The organism is Streptomyces longispororuber, assembly GCF_024448165.1.
Classification (GTDB): domain Bacteria; phylum Actinomycetota; class Actinomycetes; order Streptomycetales; family Streptomycetaceae; genus Streptomyces; species Streptomyces longispororuber_A.
The window spans coordinates 64,765-81,186 of record NZ_JAMOLN010000009.1 but is presented as its reverse complement, the minus strand read 5'-3'; the positions used below and the strand labels follow the sequence as shown (position 1 = coordinate 81,186).

The 16,422-nt window shown below is 71.2% G+C and carries 17 protein-coding genes; 13 read left to right on the top strand and 4 right to left on the bottom strand.

Translation table 11 applies throughout. The features are described 5' to 3' along the window. The first annotated feature begins 51 nt into the window (after positions 1-51). The gene (locus tag M4J07_RS04590; RefSeq protein ID WP_255967461.1) at positions 52-525 is read left to right on the top strand and encodes an ATP-binding protein; all 474 of its coding nucleotides are present in this window, start codon (positions 52-54) and stop codon (positions 523-525) included. Between the two features lie 8 nt (positions 526-533). On the opposite strand, the gene idi is transcribed toward M4J07_RS04590, so the two are convergent. The 4 genes from idi to galE form a co-directional block, all read right to left on the bottom strand. Further along, a complete protein-coding gene (gene idi, locus M4J07_RS04585; protein ID WP_255967434.1) occupies positions 534-1,127 on the bottom strand; it encodes an isopentenyl-diphosphate Delta-isomerase in 594 nt (197 codons plus the stop codon). Between the two features lie 127 nt (positions 1,128-1,254). After that, positions 1,255-1,815 carry a GNAT family N-acetyltransferase gene (locus M4J07_RS04580; protein WP_255967432.1) on the bottom strand — a complete coding sequence of 187 codons (561 nt, stop codon included), beginning with the start codon at positions 1,813-1,815 and terminating at the stop codon, positions 1,255-1,257. 167 nt (positions 1,816-1,982) lie between these two features. Beyond that, positions 1,983-2,918: a cation diffusion facilitator family transporter gene (locus M4J07_RS04575; RefSeq protein WP_255967430.1), complete on the bottom strand. Its 936-nt coding sequence runs from the start codon at positions 2,916-2,918 to the stop codon at positions 1,983-1,985. 180 nt (positions 2,919-3,098) lie between these two features. Then, positions 3,099-4,091 (bottom strand): UDP-glucose 4-epimerase GalE, encoded by a 993-nt coding sequence (gene galE, locus M4J07_RS04570; protein WP_255967428.1) that lies wholly within the window; start codon positions 4,089-4,091, stop codon positions 3,099-3,101. Positions 4,092-4,350: 259 nt separating this feature from the next. Here galE and M4J07_RS04565 point away from each other — a divergent pair, with 259 nt between their 5' ends. From M4J07_RS04565 to M4J07_RS04515, 12 genes are all read left to right on the top strand, one after another. Continuing rightward, a complete protein-coding gene (locus M4J07_RS04565; RefSeq protein ID WP_255967459.1) occupies positions 4,351-6,129 on the top strand; it encodes a DUF5941 domain-containing protein in 1,779 nt (592 codons plus the stop codon). Next, entirely contained in the window at positions 6,126-6,878 is a 753-nt protein-coding gene (locus M4J07_RS04560; RefSeq protein ID WP_255967426.1) for a phosphocholine cytidylyltransferase family protein, read from the top strand. Before M4J07_RS04565 ends, M4J07_RS04560 begins: the two co-directional genes overlap by 4 nt. Then, entirely contained in the window at positions 6,866-7,933 is a 1,068-nt protein-coding gene (locus M4J07_RS04555) for an iron-containing alcohol dehydrogenase family protein (RefSeq protein ID WP_255967424.1), read from the top strand. The genes M4J07_RS04560 and M4J07_RS04555 overlap by 13 nt, the downstream gene beginning before the upstream one ends. Next, positions 7,911-8,690 (top strand): CDP-alcohol phosphatidyltransferase family protein, encoded by a 780-nt coding sequence (locus M4J07_RS04550; RefSeq protein ID WP_255967423.1) that lies wholly within the window; start codon positions 7,911-7,913, stop codon positions 8,688-8,690. Before M4J07_RS04555 ends, M4J07_RS04550 begins: the two co-directional genes overlap by 23 nt. A gap of 44 nt (positions 8,691-8,734) precedes the next feature. Next, positions 8,735-9,580, top strand: a complete 846-nt coding sequence (locus M4J07_RS04545) for a glycosyltransferase family 2 protein (RefSeq protein WP_255967458.1) — start codon at positions 8,735-8,737, stop codon at positions 9,578-9,580. 93 nt (positions 9,581-9,673) lie between these two features. Continuing rightward, positions 9,674-10,603: an ABC transporter permease gene (locus tag M4J07_RS04540; RefSeq protein WP_255967422.1), complete on the top strand. Its 930-nt coding sequence runs from the start codon at positions 9,674-9,676 to the stop codon at positions 10,601-10,603. Further along, the gene (locus M4J07_RS04535) at positions 10,596-11,387 is read left to right on the top strand and encodes an ABC transporter ATP-binding protein (RefSeq protein WP_255967421.1); all 792 of its coding nucleotides are present in this window, start codon (positions 10,596-10,598) and stop codon (positions 11,385-11,387) included. The genes M4J07_RS04540 and M4J07_RS04535 overlap by 8 nt, the downstream gene beginning before the upstream one ends. A 417-nt stretch (positions 11,388-11,804) precedes the next feature. Beyond that, complete coding sequence (gene hpnC / locus M4J07_RS04530) at positions 11,805-12,716, top strand: squalene synthase HpnC (protein WP_255967420.1); 912 nt, start codon at positions 11,805-11,807, stop codon at positions 12,714-12,716. Further along, entirely contained in the window at positions 12,713-13,663 is a 951-nt protein-coding gene (hpnD, locus tag M4J07_RS04525; RefSeq protein ID WP_255967419.1) for a presqualene diphosphate synthase HpnD, read from the top strand. Before hpnC ends, hpnD begins: the two co-directional genes overlap by 4 nt. Continuing rightward, positions 13,663-13,833, top strand: a complete 171-nt coding sequence (locus tag M4J07_RS48445) for a DUF6380 family protein (RefSeq protein WP_374214990.1) — start codon at positions 13,663-13,665, stop codon at positions 13,831-13,833. Before hpnD ends, M4J07_RS48445 begins: the two co-directional genes overlap by 1 nt. Next, positions 13,830-15,263: a hydroxysqualene dehydroxylase HpnE gene (gene hpnE, locus M4J07_RS04520; protein WP_255967418.1), complete on the top strand. Its 1,434-nt coding sequence runs from the start codon at positions 13,830-13,832 to the stop codon at positions 15,261-15,263. The genes M4J07_RS48445 and hpnE overlap by 4 nt, the downstream gene beginning before the upstream one ends. Before the next feature lie 71 nt (positions 15,264-15,334). Continuing rightward, complete coding sequence (locus M4J07_RS04515) at positions 15,335-16,393, top strand: polyprenyl synthetase family protein (protein ID WP_255967456.1); 1,059 nt, start codon at positions 15,335-15,337, stop codon at positions 16,391-16,393. Positions 16,394-16,422: the final 29 nt, after the last annotated feature.

Below are 16,422 nucleotides of genomic sequence, written 5' to 3'. Positions count from 1 at the left end.
CCCAACACTCGAAGGGTGGTGACAATCGAGCGCAAGGGCGGCGACCGGACGATGAGCGAGCACGGGAGCGTGCCCCCCGATCAGCCATCGGGCGGGCCGTTGCCGTACGAGGGGGTCTGGCGGTTCACCGCCCAGGCGATCGACGCCTCCGTGCCGCAGGCCAGGCGGGCGGTGCGCGAACTGCTCGCCCGGCAGGGCGTGCCCGCCTCCGACGACCTGGTGCACGGACTGCTCGTGATCGTCTCCGAGCTCGTCACGAACGCGGTGAAGCACGCCGCCCTGCTCTCGCCGATGCTCGCCGTGGAGGTCGCGGTCGGGGCGGAGTGGGTGCGGGTCTCCGTGGAGGACGAGCACCCCTACCGCCCCACGGCGCTGGAGGCCACCAGCGGCCAGACGGGCGGCCGCGGTCTGCTGCTCGTCCGGGAGATCACCGGCGAGGCGGGCGGCGTCTGCGACGTCGAGCACACCGCGAGCGGGGGCAAGGTGATCTGGGCCGCCCTGCCCCTCAAACCCGCGACCGTCTGAGCGCCCGGCTACCAGCCCGCGCCGGGACCGGTCAGCTCCCTGACCGCGGGGCGCGCGGCGTCCAGGACGGTCATGAACCACGCGGAGAACGGGTCCTTCGCATGCCGCTCGGCCAGCTCGGCCGCCGTCACGAACGCCGTCTCGCCGACCTCCTCCGGGTCCGGGTCGAGCGGCGCCTGCACCATGCCCACGAAGAGGTGGTTGAACTCCTGCTCCACCAGGCCCGACGCCGGGTCCGGGTGGTTGTAGCGCACGGTGCCGGCCTCCGCCATCAGCGACGGCGAGACACCCAGCTCCTCGAAGGTGCGCCGGGCCGCGGCCGCGAACGGGGCCTCACTCGGGTACGGGTGCCCGCAGCAGGTGTTCGACCAGACGCCGGGGGAGTGGTACTTGCCCAGCGCCCGCTGCTGGAGCAGGAGCCGGCCCTGCTCGTCGAAGAGGAACACCGAGAACGCTCTGTGCAGCTGCCCCGGCGGCTGGTGGGCGGCGAGCTTCTCCGCGGTGCCGATCGTCCTGCCGTCCTCGTCGACGAGTTCCAGCAAGATCGCTTCTCCGGTGCCGTTCGACGAGCTGTTCGCCGCGGTGGCAGGTGTGATCGGCATACCCATCCTTCGCTTCGGTCCTCGACCCCCAAGTCTGCCGTACAGAACGGACAGTCTTCGCACGGCCGCGCACCCCTGGCATGTCCCGCCCGGCCGCGCGGCCGGGCGGAACCACCGTAGGCGGGGGTCAGACGCCGAACGGGGCCGGGTAGGAGATCGTGCCCCGAGGGACCTGCCAGGAACCGTCGCCGGAGTCCAGCACGAGCGCCATCATCGCCTCGTCCGGCACCTCGAAGGAGGGCCTGATGCCGTACGCCGAGGCGGGCGTGAAGCCGAACCTCGGGTAGTACTCGGGGTGGCCGAGAACCAGCACGAGTCGCTCCCCGCGCGTGCGTGCCGCGTCCAGCACCGCGCGTACGACGGCCGATCCGGCGCCCGTGCGCTGGCACTCCGGACGTACGGCACAGGGCGCGAGGGCGGCCGCGGGCCGCCCGTCCACGGTGCAGCGGGTGATCAGCGCGTGCGCCACGACACTGCCGTCCGGCGCCTCGGCGACGTACGACAGGCCGTCCAGCCACGCGTCCGCGTCGAGCCGCAGGGCGTCCACGAGGTCGGCCTCGGCCTCGGTCGGGAAGGCGGTGGCATTGACGGCGTGCACGGCGGCGCGATCGGCGGCCGTCTCGGGTCGGGTGGTCCACCCGTCCGTGGGACGGGGGACGGAATCATGTACGACGTTGTCGTCGGTCAACGTGATGAGCCTTTGAGTGAAGGGGCCCGGCCGGCGAGAGGTCGCTCAGCCGAAGACGGCCCGGGACGTGGGGATGCACCTGTCGCTGCGCACGGCAGCGGTCACCGCGACGACAGTCATCAACCCACCTCCTCAAAGATCAATGGCCAAGGTAGCACGGAACGTGATCAGTGGCAGAGCCTCTCCTCGTGCTCCGCATGCCCGCTCGGCTCCAGCTGGAAGGTGCAGTGGGTGACGTCGAAGTGGTCGCCGAGGCAGCCCTGCAACTCGTGCAGCATCTTCTCGTTGCCGATCGCGCTCAGCACGTCCGGGCTGACGACCACGTGCGCGGAGAGCACCGGCATGCCCGAGGTGATCGTCCAGGCGTGCAGGTCGTGCACGTCCTCGACGCCCGGCAGCGCCAGTATGTGGGACCTGACCTCCGCCATGTCGACGCCCTTGGGCGCCGATTCGAGGAGCACGTTCAGGGTCTCGCGCAGCAGCTTCACCGTGCGCGGCACGATCATGAGGCCGATGACGATCGACGCGATCGAGTCGGCGGCCTGCCAGCCCGTGGTCAGGATGATCACGGCCGAGACGAGCACCGCCACCGATCCGAGCGCGTCCGCGGCCACCTCCAGGAAGGCGCCGCGCACGTTCAGGCTCTCCTGCTGGCCCTTCACGAGGAGCGAGAGCGAGATCATGTTCGCGGTCAGGCCGATCAGGCCGTAGACGATCGTCAGCCCGCCCGCCGTCTCGGCCGGCTCCATGAAGCGCTGGATCGCCTCGTACAGGACGTAGCCGCCGACGCCGAGCAGCAGCAGACAATTGGCCAGCGCCGCCAGGATCTCGGCGCGCGCGAAGCCGAAGGTGCGCTGCTCGCTCGCCGGGCGGTTCGCGAAGTGGATCGCGAGCAGCGCCATCGCGAGCCCGAGCGCGTCCGTCGCCATGTGCGCCGCGTCCGCGATCAGGGCGAGCGAGTCGGCCACGACCCCGCCGACGATCTCCACCACCATCACGGTCAGCGTGATGCCGAGCGCGATCCGCAGCCGCCCCCTGTGGGCGGCGGCCGCCGTCCCGGTCGTGGGTCCGTGCCCGTGGTCGTGGCTGTGTCCGGCCCCCATCGAAACCGCCCTCCGTATCGGTTCGCCGTGCCGCCCCGGTCCAGGGCGGCGATCACAGTGAACTACGGGGAGGGGGTATCTGCAAACACTGCACTGAACACCGTTGTCATGTGCCCTGACCTGCGGAAACGAACGCTTCCATGAACGTCTGCGAGTCCGCAGGTCAGGGCGCTTCGACGATCAGCGGGAAGCCGCTTCCGGGTGCCGCAGACACCAGCCCGCCCATGCCGACGCGACCATGTCGCGCACCCCGCGGCTCGCCGTCCAGCCGAGCTCCTTCTCGGCCAGCGCCGAGGAACCGACCGCGCGTGGCGCGTCACCGGGCCGCCGCGGCTCGACGATCGCCGGCGTCCGGTCCCCGGTCACCTCGGCGATCACGTCGACCAGTTCGCGCACCGACACGCCCCGGCCCGTGCCGATGTTCAGGGTCAGGTCGCCGCCGGCGTCCGGCCGGGCCAGCCGGCGGGCCGCCGCGAGGTGCGCCTCGGCGAGGTCGCAGACGTGCACGTAGTCGCGCACGCAGGTGCCGTCCTCGGTCGGGTAGTCGGCGCCGAAGATCCGCGGGGCCTCGCCCCGGGTCAGCCGGTCGAAGACCATCGGGACGATGTTGAAGACACCGGTGTCCGCGAGCGCGGGCTCGGCGGCGCCGGCCACGTTGAAGTACCGCAGGCAGACGGTCGCCATCCCGTGTGCCTGCCCGGCCGCCCGCACCAGCCACTCGCCCGCCAGCTTGGTCTCGCCGTACGGGTTCACGGGCGCGCACGGCGTGGACTCGGTGATGAGGTCGGTGACGGGGATGTCGGGGTTCCCGTAGACCGCGGCCGACGACGAGAACACGAAGCGCCGCACGCCCGCCGCGGCGACGGCCTCCAGGAGCGTGGCAAGACCGCCGACGTTCTCCCGGTAGTAGAGCTCGGGCTTCGCCACCGATTCGCCGACCTGCTTGTGCGCGGCGAGGTGCACGACCCCGGTCACCGCGTGCTCGGCGCAGACCCGGCGGACCAGATCGGCGTCCAGGGCCGAGCCGCGCACCAGCGGGATGCCGGCCGGCAGCCGGTCCGGCACCCCGGACGTGACGTTGTCGAGGACGACGACGCTCTCCCCGGCACCCGCCATCGCGCGTGCCACGTGTGCCCCGATGTATCCGGCTCCGCCGGTGATCAGCCAAGTCATGACGCACCACCCTAAGCGGGCCGGGACCGGTCGCTGGTTTGTGGCCCGGGGCCTTGATCGACAATGATGAACGGGCGGTCCCGACCACGCAGACCGTGTGGGACAGGGGTCAATCGGGCCGTAAACGGGCGGTGAACGTCCGCTTCTCATCATCCGATAGCCTCTGCCGACATGCCGCCCGGCCGCCTCCGTCGGACCAGGGCACCCCGTCATGCATGAGCCCGGCGCGCTCGCGTCGGCACCCGAGGAGTGAGTTCGTCTGTCGACCGCCATCGTCACCGGTCAGCCGGTGCCCGGGTCGTCCCTGGAGGGCGATCTGCGGGCACTCGGCTTCGACGTGCGGCTCGCCCCGGGCGCCGCGGACGCCGAAGCGGCGCTCGCCGCCGTCCCGGGCGACCAGCGGGTCGCGCTCGTCGACGCCGCCTTCGTGGGCCACGTCCACGCCCTGCGGCTCGGCCTCACCGACCCCCGCTTCCACGCCTCGGCGATCCCCGGCGCGACGACCGTGCTGCCCTCCGCCCGCCCGGCCCTGAACCGCGCGGTCGAGGAGGCCGGCACCGGCCCCGACGCCGTGGCCAAGAGCATCGAGGCGGCCGGCACCGAAGTGCACCGCCCCGAGCTCGGTGAGCTCGTCGCCGCGGTGCCCGCCGACCCGCAGGCCCGCAACGAGGCCCGGCAGGCCGTCGCCGCCGTCGACGACGAGGCGATCCGGCTGCGCACGGCGGTCAAGGCGCGGGACGGCTTCTTCACGACGTACTGCATCAGCCCGTACTCCCGCTACATCGCGCGCTGGTGCGCACGGCGTGGCCTGACCCCGAACCAGGTCACCACCGCATCGCTGCTCACCGCGCTGATCGCGGCGGGCTGCGCGGCCACCGGCACCCGGCCCGGCTTCGTCGCCGCCGGTCTGCTGCTGCTCTTCTCCTTCGTCCTGGACTGCACGGACGGGCAGCTCGCCCGCTACTCCCTGCAGTACTCGACGCTCGGCGCCTGGCTCGACGCGACCTTCGACCGCGCCAAGGAGTACGCCTACTACGCGGGCCTCGCGCTCGGCGCGGCGAACGCGAACGGCGGCAGCGACGATGTATGGGCCCTGGCGCTCGGCGCGATGGTCCTGCAGACCTGCCGCCACGTCGTCGACTTCTCCTTCAACGAGGCGAACCACGACGCGAGCGCACTGGGCGAACTGGCCGGGGCCAGCCCCACCGCCGCCCTCTCGGACAAGCTCGACAGCGTCGGCTGGACGGTCTGGGTGCGCCGGATGATAGTGCTGCCGATCGGCGAACGCTGGGCGCTGATCGCGATCCTCACCGCGCTGACCACCCCGCGCATCACCTTCGTCGTCCTGATCGTCGGCTGCGCGCTCGCCGCCTGCTACACCACCGCGGGGCGCCTGCTCCGCTCGCTGACCCGCAAGGCCCGCCGCACCGACCGTGCCGCCCAGGCCCTCGCGGACCTCGCCGACTCCGGCCCGATCGCCCGGGCCGTCGCGAAGACCGGCAAGGGCGTCATGGCCCCCGTCGTCGCCGCCCTCGGCGGCGTGGTCGTCGTCACTGTGAGTGCTCTCACGGACGTCGGCAGCGGGTGGCCGATCGTCGCCGCGCTCGTGTACTGCGTCACGTCGGGCCTCGCCGTCGCCCGCCCCCTGAAGGGCGCGCTCGACTGGCTCGTTCCCCCTCTGTTCCGGGCCTCCGAGTACCTGACGATCCTGGTCCTCGCGGCCCGCTCGGACGTGAACGGGGCCTTGCCCGCGGCTTTCGGGCTGGTGGCCGCCGTCGCCTACCATCACTACGACACGGTGTACCGCATCCGCGGCGGCACCGGAGCGCCCCCGCACTGGCTGGTGCGGGCGATCGGCGGGCACGAAGGCAGAACGCTGGTGGTCACGGTGCTGGCCGCGCTGTTCACAAACACAGATTTCACCGTCGCGCTCACGGTCTGCGCCGTGCTCGTGGCACTTGTGGTGCTCGCCGAGAGCATCCGCTTCTGGGTCTCTGCTGGAGCACCCGCCGTACACGATGAAGGAGAACCCGCATGATCGGCCTCGTCCTGGCCGCCGGCGCCGGCAGCCGGCTCCGCCCCTACACCGAGACGCTTCCCAAGGCGCTCGTGCCCGTGGTGGGCGAGGGAACCGAGAACGAGCTCTCCGTCCTCGACCTCACCCTGAAGAACTTCGCCGAGATCGGCCTCACCGAGGTCGGCATCATCGTCGGCTACCGCAAGGAGGTCGTCTACGAGCGCAAGGCGGCGCTCGAGGCGAAGTACGGCCTGAAGCTGACGCTGATCGAGAACGACATCGCGGAGAAGTGGAACAACGCCTACTCCCTGTGGTGCGGCCGCGACGCGATCAAGCACTCGGTGATCCTGGCCAACGGCGACACCGTGCACCCGGTCTCCGTCGAGAAGACGCTGCTGGCCGCCCGCGGTGACGGCAAGAAGATCATCCTCGCCCTCGACACGGTGAAGAACCTGGGCGAGGAAGAGATGAAGGTCGTCGTGGACCCCGAGACGGGCGTCCGCAAGATCACGAAGCTGATGGACCCGGCCGAGGCGACCGGCGAGTACATCGGCGTCACCCTCATCGAGGGCGAGGCCGCCGACGAGCTGGCCGACGCCCTGAAGGCGACGTACGAGCGCGACCCGCAGCTGTACTACGAGGACGGCTACCAGGAGCTCGTGAACCGCGGCTTCAAGGTCGACGTCGCGCCCATCGGCGACGTCCCGTGGGTCGAGATCGACAACCACGACGACCTGGCCAAGGGGCGGGAGATCGCGTGCCAGTACTGACGAGGCTCATTCCCTCGCCGGTCGTCGTCGACATCCGGCCGGGGGCGCTCGACGACCTGGCCAAGGTCCTCGCCGACCAGAGGATCTCGTCGTCCACGGGGCGCCTGGCCATCGCGATCAGCGGTGGTTCGGGCGCCGCCCTGCGCGCCCGTCTCGAGCCCTCGCTGCCCCGTGCCGACTGGTTCGAAGTCGGCGGCGGCACGCTCGACGACGCCATCAAGCTCGCCGACGAGGTCAAGAAGGCGGGGCGCTACGACGCCATCGTCGGTCTCGGCGGCGGCAAGATCATCGACTGCGGCAAGTTCGCCGCGGCCCGGGTGGGGCTGCCGCTGGTCGCCGTCGCGACGAACCTGTCGCACGACGGCCTGTGCTCCCCGGTCGCGACCCTCGACAACGACGCGGGCCGCGGCAGCTACGGCGTGCCGAACCCGATCGCCGTCGTGATCGACCTCGACATCATCCGTGAGGCTCCGGTCCGCTTCGTGCGCTCCGGCATCGGCGACGCCCTGTCCAACATCTCCGCGGTCGCGGACTGGGAGCTCGCCGCCCGTGAGCGCGGCGAGGACATCGACGGGCTCGCGGCCGCCATGGCCCGCCAGGCCGGCGAGGCCGTCATGCGGCACCCGGGCGGCGTCGGCGACGACGGCTTCCTCCAGGTGCTCGCCGAGGGCCTGGTCCTCACCGGCATCGCCATGTCCGTGTCGGGCGACTCCCGGCCGGCCTCCGGTGCCTGCCACGAGATCAACCACGCCTTCGACCTCCTCCATCCCAAGCGCGCCGCCAGCCACGGCGAGCAGTGCGGCCTGGGCGCGGCGTTCGCGATGCACCTGCGCGGTGCCCGCGACGAGTCCGCGTTCATGGTCGAGGTGCTGCGCCGCCACGGCCTGCCCGTGACGCCCGAGGAGATCGGCTTCACCGTGGACGAGTTCGTCAAGGTCGTGGAGTTCGCTCCGCAGACCCGGCCCGGCCGCTACACGATCCTCGAACACCTCGACCTGTCCACCGACCAGATCAGGGACGCCTACGCCGACTATGCAAAAGCCATCGGTAGCTGAACTCCGCCCGGTCGTTCACCCCGCCGGGGTGAAGGACCGCAGGAGCGGTGAGCACTGGATGGGCCGGCTCTACATGCGCGAGGTCTCGCTGCGTGTCGACCGCCACCTGGTGAACACCAAGGTCACGCCCAATCAGCTGACCTACCTGATGACCGTCTGCGGCGTCCTCGCGGCCCCCGCGCTGCTCGTCCCGGGCATCTGGGGCGCGGTCCTCGGTGTGATCGCCGTGCAGCTGTACCTGCTGCTGGACTGCGTCGACGGCGAGATCGCCCGCTGGCGCAAGCAGTACTCGCTGGCCGGCGTCTGGATGGACCGCGTCGGCGCGTACCTCACCGACGCCGCCGTGCTCGTCGGCTTCGGCCTGCGCGCCGCGGACCTGTGGGGCGACGGCCGGATCGACTGGCTGTGGGCCTTCCTCGGCACGCTCGCCGCGCTCGGCGCCATCATGATCAAGGCCGAGACGGACCTGGTCGGCCTCGCCCGCGCGGCGACCGGCAAGGAGCAGGTCAAGGAGTCCGCGTCCGAGATGCGCTCCTCCGGCATGGCGCTGGCCCGCCGGGCCGCCGCCGCGTTCAAGTTCCACCGGCTCATCCTCGGCATCGAGGCGACGCTCCTCATCCTGGTCCTCGCGATCGTGGACCAGATCCGGGGCGACTTGTTCTTCTCGCGCCTGGGTGTGGCCGTCCTGGCGGGCATCGCGCTCCTCCAGACCCTGCTGCACCTCGTGTCGATCCTCGCGTCGAGCAGGCTCAAGTGAGTACGCGGACACCTTCGGCGAAGGTCGGCGCGGTCGTCATCACCATGGGCAACCGGCCGGCCGAGCTGCGCGCCCTCCTCGACTCGGTCGCCAAGCAGGACGGCGACCCGGTCGAGGTGGTCGTGGTCGGCAACGGCTCGCCGGTGCCGGACGTCCCCGAGGGCGTCCGGACCGTCGAACTGCCGGAGAACCTCGGCATCCCCGGCGGTCGCAACGTCGGCATCGAAGCCTTCGGGCCCTCCGGCTCCGGCGTCGACATCCTGCTGTTCCTCGACGACGACGGCCTGCTGCCGCTCACCGACACGGCCGAGCTGTGCCGGCAGGCCTTCGCCGCCGATCCGAAGCTCGGCATCATCAGCTTCCGGATCGCGGACCCGGACACCGGCGAGACCCAGCGCCGGCACGTGCCGCGGCTGCGCGCCGCCGACCCGATGCGCTCCTCGCGCGTGACGACCTTCCTGGGCGGCGCCAACGCCGTCCGCACCCGGGTCATCGCCGAGGCCGGACCGCTGCCCGCCGAGTTCTTCTACGCCCACGAGGAGACCGACCTCGCCTGGCGTGCCCTCGACGCGGGCTGGATGATCGACTACCGCTCCGACATGGTGCTGCACCACCCCACCACGGCGCCGTCCCGGCACGCGGTCTACCACCGCATGGTGGCCCGCAACCGGGTCTGGCTGGCCCGCCGGAACCTGCCCGCGCCCCTGGTCCCCGTGTACCTGGGCGTCTGGCTGCTCCTGACGCTGGCCCGCCGGCCCTCGGGCCCGGCCCTCAAGGCCTGGTTCGGCGGATTCAAGGAAGGCTGGACGACGCCTTGCGGCCCGAGGCGTCCCATGAAGTGGCGTACGGTGTGGCGCCTGACCCGACTGGGCCGACCTCCTGTCATCTGACAAGCTCGGGTCTGAGAGCATCGGGCCGAACCCGGTCCCTGGCTCCCGCCTATGCCCGACCAGGCTGCGCTTTTGAAGACGAAAGTTCCCCTTGTGAGTGAGACAACGCACGACGGCGGTGTCGCGGTGAGCGCGGCCCCGTCGCCCGACGACGGGCTCTCCGCGTCCGAGCTCGCCGCCAAGTACGGTCTGACCGTCAGCGGTGCCCGCCCCGGCCTGTTCGAGTACGTACGGCAGCTGTGGGGCCGGCGGCACTTCATCATCGCCTTCTCGCAGGCGAAGCTGACGGCCCAGTACAGCCAGGCCAAGCTCGGCCAGCTCTGGCAGGTGGCCACGCCGCTGCTCAACGCGCTGGTCTACTACTTGATCTTCGGCCTGATCCTCGGTGCCAACCGGGGCATGGAGAAGTCGGTCTACATCCCGTTCCTGGTGACGGGTGTCTTCGTCTTCACCTTCACGCAGTCCTCCGTCATGGCGGGCGTGCGGGCCATCTCCGGCAATCTGGGCCTGGTGCGTGCGCTGCACTTCCCGCGCGCCTCGCTGCCGATCTCCTTCGCGCTCCAGCAGCTCCAGCAGCTGTTGTTCTCGATGATCGTGCTGTTCATCGTGGCGTGCGCCTTCGGCAGCTTCCCGAGCCTGTCCTGGGTGCTGATCATCCCGGTCCTGCTGCTGCAGTTCCTCTTCAACATGGGACTGGCGCTGATCATGGCGCGGGCGGGCTCGAAGACGCCCGACCTCGCGCAGCTGATGCCGTTCGTGATGCGGACCTGGATGTACGCGTCCGGCGTCATGTTCTCCATCCCGATCATGCTCAAGGACAAGCCGACCTGGATCGCGGACGTCCTGCAGTGGAACCCGGCCGCGATCTACATGGACCTGATGCGCTTCGCGCTGATCGACGGCTACGGCTCGGACAACCTGCCCCCGCACGTCTGGGCGGTCGCGCTGGGCTGGGCCGTGCTGGTCGCCGCCGGCGGCTTCGTCTACTTCTGGAAGTCCGAGGAGCGGTACGGCCGTGGCTGATCTCGACAAGCTGGACAAGAACGACGCCCGCATCCCGACGGTGATCGCCGACGAGCTGCACATCGTGTACCGCGTCAACGGCGCCAAGACGGGCAAGGGCAGTGCGACCTCGGCGCTCAGCCGGATAGTCAAGCGCGGCGAGGAGCGCGGCGTGCGCAAGGTGCACGCCGTGCGCGGCGTCTCCTTCACGTCCTACCGGGGCGAGGCCATCGGCCTGATCGGCTCGAACGGCTCGGGCAAGTCGACGCTGCTGCGGGCCATCGCGGGCCTGCTCCCCGCCGAGAAGGGCAAGGTCTACACCGACGGCCAGCCCTCGCTGCTCGGGGTGAACGCGGCCCTGATGAACGACCTGACGGGCGAGCGGAACGTCATCCTCGGCGGTCTCGCGATGGGCATGTCCCGCGAGGAGATCAAGGCGCGCTACCAGGAGATCGTGGACTTCTCGGGGATCAACGAGAAGGGCGACTTCATCACGCTGCCGATGCGCACGTACTCGTCCGGCATGGCGGCGCGCCTGCGGTTCTCCATCGCGGCCGCCAAGGACCACGACGTGCTGATGATCGACGAGGCGCTGGCCACCGGTGACCGCAAGTTCCAGAAGCGCTCCGAGGCCCGCATCCGCGAGCTGCGCAAGGAGGCCGGCACGGTCTTCCTGGTGAGCCACAACAACAAGTCGATCCGGGACACCTGCGACCGCGTGCTCTGGCTGGAGCGCGGGGAGCTGCGTATGGACGGTCCGACGGCCGAGGTACTCAAGGAGTACGAGAAGTTCACGGGCAAGTAACCGCCCCGCTTCCGACGGCGTCATATGAGGCCCCACCGAACTCCACTCGGTGGGGCCTCTGATATGCCTGTAGTTGCCAACTACTTGGCGATCACGGTCAAGGGTGGGTCAACTTCCTTGCCCTGAAGGAATCTTGGCGTCAATCGGTGTGTTGTTGTGATGTGCGGAACACCCCGACGTGGCGGCGATCGTTGTACAACGTAAGCTGTACCGGTGCCGATTCGCGGCAAGTGGGGCGATAATGCGCGGCATCCTGGCCCGGTGGGGGAGGGTCGGCTGCACGGGCGGCCGGGCGGCGTGTCCGAAATAGGATGTATTGGGTCCGCAGTGTAGAACGGGAGATGTGACGGCAATGGCTACGGAAACTCTCCAGGTCCACGAGGCTTTCGCCGTTGTGCCGGACGCGAGCCGCACCCGGTGAGCGCAACCCCCCGTGTGCGCCCCGCGAGCCCTCGGAGCCCGGAGAGCGCCACCCTCGACAAGGCCGCCGACGAGAACTTTCCGGTGGCCCCCTTCTTCCTGCCGCGCGCCTGGCGCGACGACCTCATGGCCGTCTACGGGTACGCGCGGCTGGTCGACGACATCGGAGACGGCGACCTCGCCCCCGGCGGCGCGGACGCCCGTTTCCTCGGCGTCGCACCCGACCGGGCCGACGACCGGCTCGCGATGCTGGACGCCTTCGAGGCGGACCTGCGCCGCGTCTTCGACGGGGAGCCCCGGCATCCGCTGCTGCGCGCCCTGCAGCCCACGGTCCGCCACCGCTCGCTGACCCCCGAGCCGTTCCTCGGCCTCATCGAGGCCAACCGCCAGGACCAGCTCGTCGCGCGCTACGAGACGTACGACGACCTGCTCGCCTACTGCGAGCTCTCCGCCAACCCGGTCGGCCGCCTCGTGCTGGCCATCACCGGCACCGCCACCCCCGAGCGCATCCGCCGCTCCGACGCGGTCTGCACCGGGCTGCAGATCGTCGAGCACCTCCAGGACGTCGCCGAGGACCTCGGCCGCGACCGGATCTACCTGCCCGCCGAGGACATGAAACAGTTCCACGTCCAGGAGTCGGATCTCGCCGCACCGACCACAGGCGCATCGGTGCGCGCCCTGGTCGCGTTCGAAGCGGAACGCGCCCTCCGCCTCCTGAATGAAGGCACCCCCCTCGTGGGTAGCGTCCACGGCAGGCTGAAGCTGCTGCTGGCCGGGTTCGTGGCAGGGGGGAAGGCGGCGGTCCACGCGATCACCGCCGCGCGGTACGACGTACTTTCTGGACCGCCCAAGCCCACCAAGCCGCGGCTGCTGCGCGAGGTGGGAGCGACTCTGCGAGGAGAGGGGTGAGCAAGGCCGTGGAGTCTGACCAGTACGCGTCGGCACCGGTGCTCGCCGCATACAGCTACTGCGAGACCGTCACCGGACAGCAGGCCCGTAATTTCGCCTACGGGATCCGCCTGCTGCCGACCGCCAAGCGGCGAGCCATGTCGGCGGTGTACGCGTTCTCGCGCCGCGTCGACGACATCGGCGACGGCACGCTGGCGCCCGACGTGAAGGCGCAGCGGCTCGACGAGACCAGAGCCCTGCTCGGGCGGGTCCGCGACGGCAAGGTCGAGGAGGACGACACCGATCCGGTGGCCGTCGCCCTCGCGCACGCCGCCGACCGGTTCCCGATCCCGCTCGGCGGTCTCGACGAGCTCATCGACGGCGTCCTGATGGACCTGCGCGGTGAGACGTACGAGACCTGGGACGACCTGAAGGTGTACTGCCGGTGCGTCGCGGGCGCCATCGGCCGGGTCTCCCTGGGCGTGTTCGGAACCGAACCGGGGGCGCGCGGTGCCGACCGCGCGCCCGAGTATGCGGACACGCTCGGGCTCGCGCTCCAACTGACGAACATCCTGCGCGACGTGCGCGAGGACGCCGCCGACGGCCGGACCTATCTGCCCGCCGACGACCTCGCCAAGTTCGGCTGCTCGGCCGGGTTCGACGGGCCGACGCCGCCCCCCGGTTCGGACTTCGCCGGGCTCGTGCACTTCGAGGTGCGCCGCGCCCGCGCCCTGTTCGCCGAGGGCTACCAGCTGCTTCCGCTGCTCGACCGCAGGTCCGGCGCCTGCGTCGCGGCGATGGCCGGCATCTACCGGCGGCTGCTCGACCGCATCGAGCGCGAGCCCGAGGCCGTGCTGCGCGGCCGCGTCTCGCTGCCCGGGCGCGAGAAGGCGTACGTCGCCGTGCGCGGCCTGTCCGGCCTCGACACCCGCACCGTCTCCCGTACCGCCCTCAGGAGGCGCGCCTGATGGGCATTCGGGCACGGGATGTCGGCACCGCCGAGAAATGGCGCGCAACCCTCCGGGGTGGCGTGGCGTCCCTGCATGCAACGGCCGGTCACGTGTTCGTCACACCCGTCGAACCCCGCCGCACGCTGGCCGTACGCACCATCGGCACCGTCGAGGGGGAGGGTGCATGACCCACGGCAACACGGCTCCCGAGGAGCTCGACGCGGATCCCGCCGCGTCCCACGAACGACCCACCGCGGTGGTCGTCGGGGGCGGGATCGCGGGAGTCACCGCGGCGCTCTCGCTCGCCGACGGGGGCATGGACGTCACGCTCCTGGAAGGCCGCCCCCGGCTCGGCGGGCTCGCCTTCTCCTTCAAGCGCGGCGACCTCACCGTGGACAACGGCCAGCACGTGTACCTGCGCTGCTGCACCGCCTACCGCTGGTTCCTCGACCGCATCGACGCCACGTCGCTCGCGCCCCTGCAGGAACGTCTCGACGTGCCGGTGCTGGACGCCGAGAAGAACCGGCTCGGACGGCTGCGGCGCACGGCACTGCCCGTACCGCTGCACCTGGCCAGGAGCCTGGCCACCTACCCGCATCTGTCGCTGGCCGAGCGGGCCAACGTCGGCCGGGCCGCGCTCGCCCTCAAGGGCCTCGACCTCACCGATCCGGCGCTCGACGAGCGGGACTTCGGCTCCTGGCTGGCCGAGCACGGTCAGTCGCAGCGGGCCATCGAGGCGCTGTGGGACCTGGTCGGCGTCGCGACCCTGAACGCGGTGGCGGGGGAGTCCTCGCTCGGGCTCGCCGCCATGGTGTTCAAGACCGGGCTGCTGTCCGACCCCGGTGCCGCCGACATCGGGTGGGCCCGCGTACCCCTCGGTGAACTCCACGACACTCTCGCCCGCAAGGCGCTCGACACCGCGGGCGTGCGTACCGAACTCCGTACACGCGTCACCTCCATCTCCCGTACGGAGAACGGGCGTTGGGCCGTCGAGGTTCCCGAGGGCCCGGACGGGTCCGGCCGGATCGTCACGGCCGACACCGTCGTGCTCGCCGTACCGCAGCGCGAGACCCACGACCTGCTGCCCGACGGCGCGCTCGACGATCAGGACCGGCTGCTCGGGATCGGCACCGCGCCGATCCTGAACCTGCACGTCGTCTACGACCGCAAGGTCCTCAAGCGGCCCTTCTTCACGGCGCTCGGCTCCCCGGTGCAGTGGGTCTTCGACCGGACCGACGCCTCCGGCCTGACCGAGGGCCAGTACCTCGCGGTCTCCCAGTCGGCCGCACAGGACGAGATCGACGCGCCCGTCGCCGTGCTGCGCGAGCGCTATCTGCCCGAGCTGGAGCGGCTGCTGCCCGCCGCTCGCGGCGCGAAGATCCACGACTTCTTCGTCACCCGGGAGCGGACGGCGACCTTCGCGCCGACCCCCGGCGTCGGCGCCCTGCGGCCCTCGGCCCGCACCCGAGCCTCCGGCCTCTACCTGGCCGGCGCGTGGACCGCCACCGGGTGGCCCGCGACCATGGAAAGCGCGGTCCGCAGCGGTGTCAGTGCCGCGGACGCGGCGCTCGCCGCACTCGGCCGCCCGCGCGGCCATCTGTACCGGGAGGCGGCGTGAGCATCGAACTTCCCACGGTAGGAACGCCGACACCGGCTGGAACGCCATATCAAGGAGAGACTGTGCCACCTGTGCCCTCGGCCGAGCAGGCTGCCGACGCGGTGGACGTGACCGCGCTTCTGGAGCGCGGCCGAACCCTGGCCACACCGGTCCTCAAGAAGGCGGTCGACCGCCTCGCACCGCCCATGGACACCGTCGCCGCCTACCACTTCGGCTGGATCGACGCCGAGGGCAACCCGGCGGACGGCGACGGCGGCAAGGCCGTGCGACCGGCCCTCGCCGTGCTCTCCGCGCAGGCCGCGGGTGCCGCCCCCGAGGTCGGGGTGCCCGGCGCCGTCGCGGTCGAGCTCGTGCACAACTTCTCGCTGCTGCACGACGACCTGATGGACGGCGACGAGCAGCGCCGCCACCGCGACACCGTGTGGAAGGTGCACGGCCCGGCCCAGGCGATCCTGGTCGGCGACGCCCTGTTCGCCCTCGCCAACGAAATACTGCTGGAGCTGGAGTCCGTGGACGCGGGCCGCGCCACGCGCCGGCTCACCACGGCCACCCGGGCCCTCATCGACGGGCAGGCCCAGGACATCTCCTACGAGCACCGCGAGCGCGTCAGCGTCGTGGAGTGCCTGGAGATGGAGGGCAACAAGACGGGCGCCCTGCTCGCCTGCGCCTCCTCCATCGGCGCGGTCCTCGGCGGCGCCGACGACGCGACGGCCGACGCCCTGGAGAAGTACGGCTACCACCTGGGCCTCGCCTTCCAGGCCGTCGACGACCTGCTCGGCATCTGGGGCGACCCCGAGTCCACCGGCAAGCAGACCTGGAGCGACCTGCGCCAGCGCAAGAAGTCGCTGCCGGTCGTCGCCGCGCTCGGCGCGGGCGGCCCGGCCTCCGAGCGGCTCGGTGAGATCCTCGCCGCGGACGCCAAGAACGCCGACTTCGACACCTTCACCGAGGCGGACTTCGCCGCCCGCGCCGCCCTCATCGAGGAGGCCGGCGGGCGCGAGTGGACCGCCGAGGAGGCCAGGCGCCAGCACACGGTCGCCCTCGAAGCGCTGGACTCCGTCCAGATGCCCGCCACGGTGCGCGCCCAGTTCGCGGCGCTCGCCGACTTCGTCGTCGTACGGAAGAGATGATCACTATCGGCCGCATATGACTCGCGTCG

What these genes read in the sequence shown, in the direction of transcription:
- M4J07_RS04590 (WP_255967461.1), top strand. Translation starts at nt 52, where the DNA reads ATGAGCGAGCACGGGAGCGTGCCCCCCGATCAGCCATCGGGCGGGCCG.
- idi (WP_255967434.1), bottom strand. Translation starts at nt 1,127, where the DNA reads ATGCCGATCACACCTGCCACCGCGGCGAACAGCTCGTCGAACGGCACC.
- M4J07_RS04575 (WP_255967430.1), bottom strand. Translation starts at nt 2,918, where the DNA reads ATGGGGGCCGGACACAGCCACGACCACGGGCACGGACCCACGACCGGG.
- galE (WP_255967428.1), bottom strand. Translation starts at nt 4,091, where the DNA reads ATGACTTGGCTGATCACCGGCGGAGCCGGATACATCGGGGCACACGTG.
- M4J07_RS04560 (WP_255967426.1), top strand. Translation starts at nt 6,126, where the DNA reads ATGATCGGCCTCGTCCTGGCCGCCGGCGCCGGCAGCCGGCTCCGCCCC.
- M4J07_RS04550 (WP_255967423.1), top strand. Translation starts at nt 7,911, where the DNA reads ATGCAAAAGCCATCGGTAGCTGAACTCCGCCCGGTCGTTCACCCCGCC.
- M4J07_RS04545 (WP_255967458.1), top strand. Translation starts at nt 8,735, where the DNA reads ATGGGCAACCGGCCGGCCGAGCTGCGCGCCCTCCTCGACTCGGTCGCC.
- M4J07_RS48445 (WP_374214990.1), top strand. Translation starts at nt 13,663, where the DNA reads ATGGGCATTCGGGCACGGGATGTCGGCACCGCCGAGAAATGGCGCGCA.
- hpnE (WP_255967418.1), top strand. Translation starts at nt 13,830, where the DNA reads ATGACCCACGGCAACACGGCTCCCGAGGAGCTCGACGCGGATCCCGCC.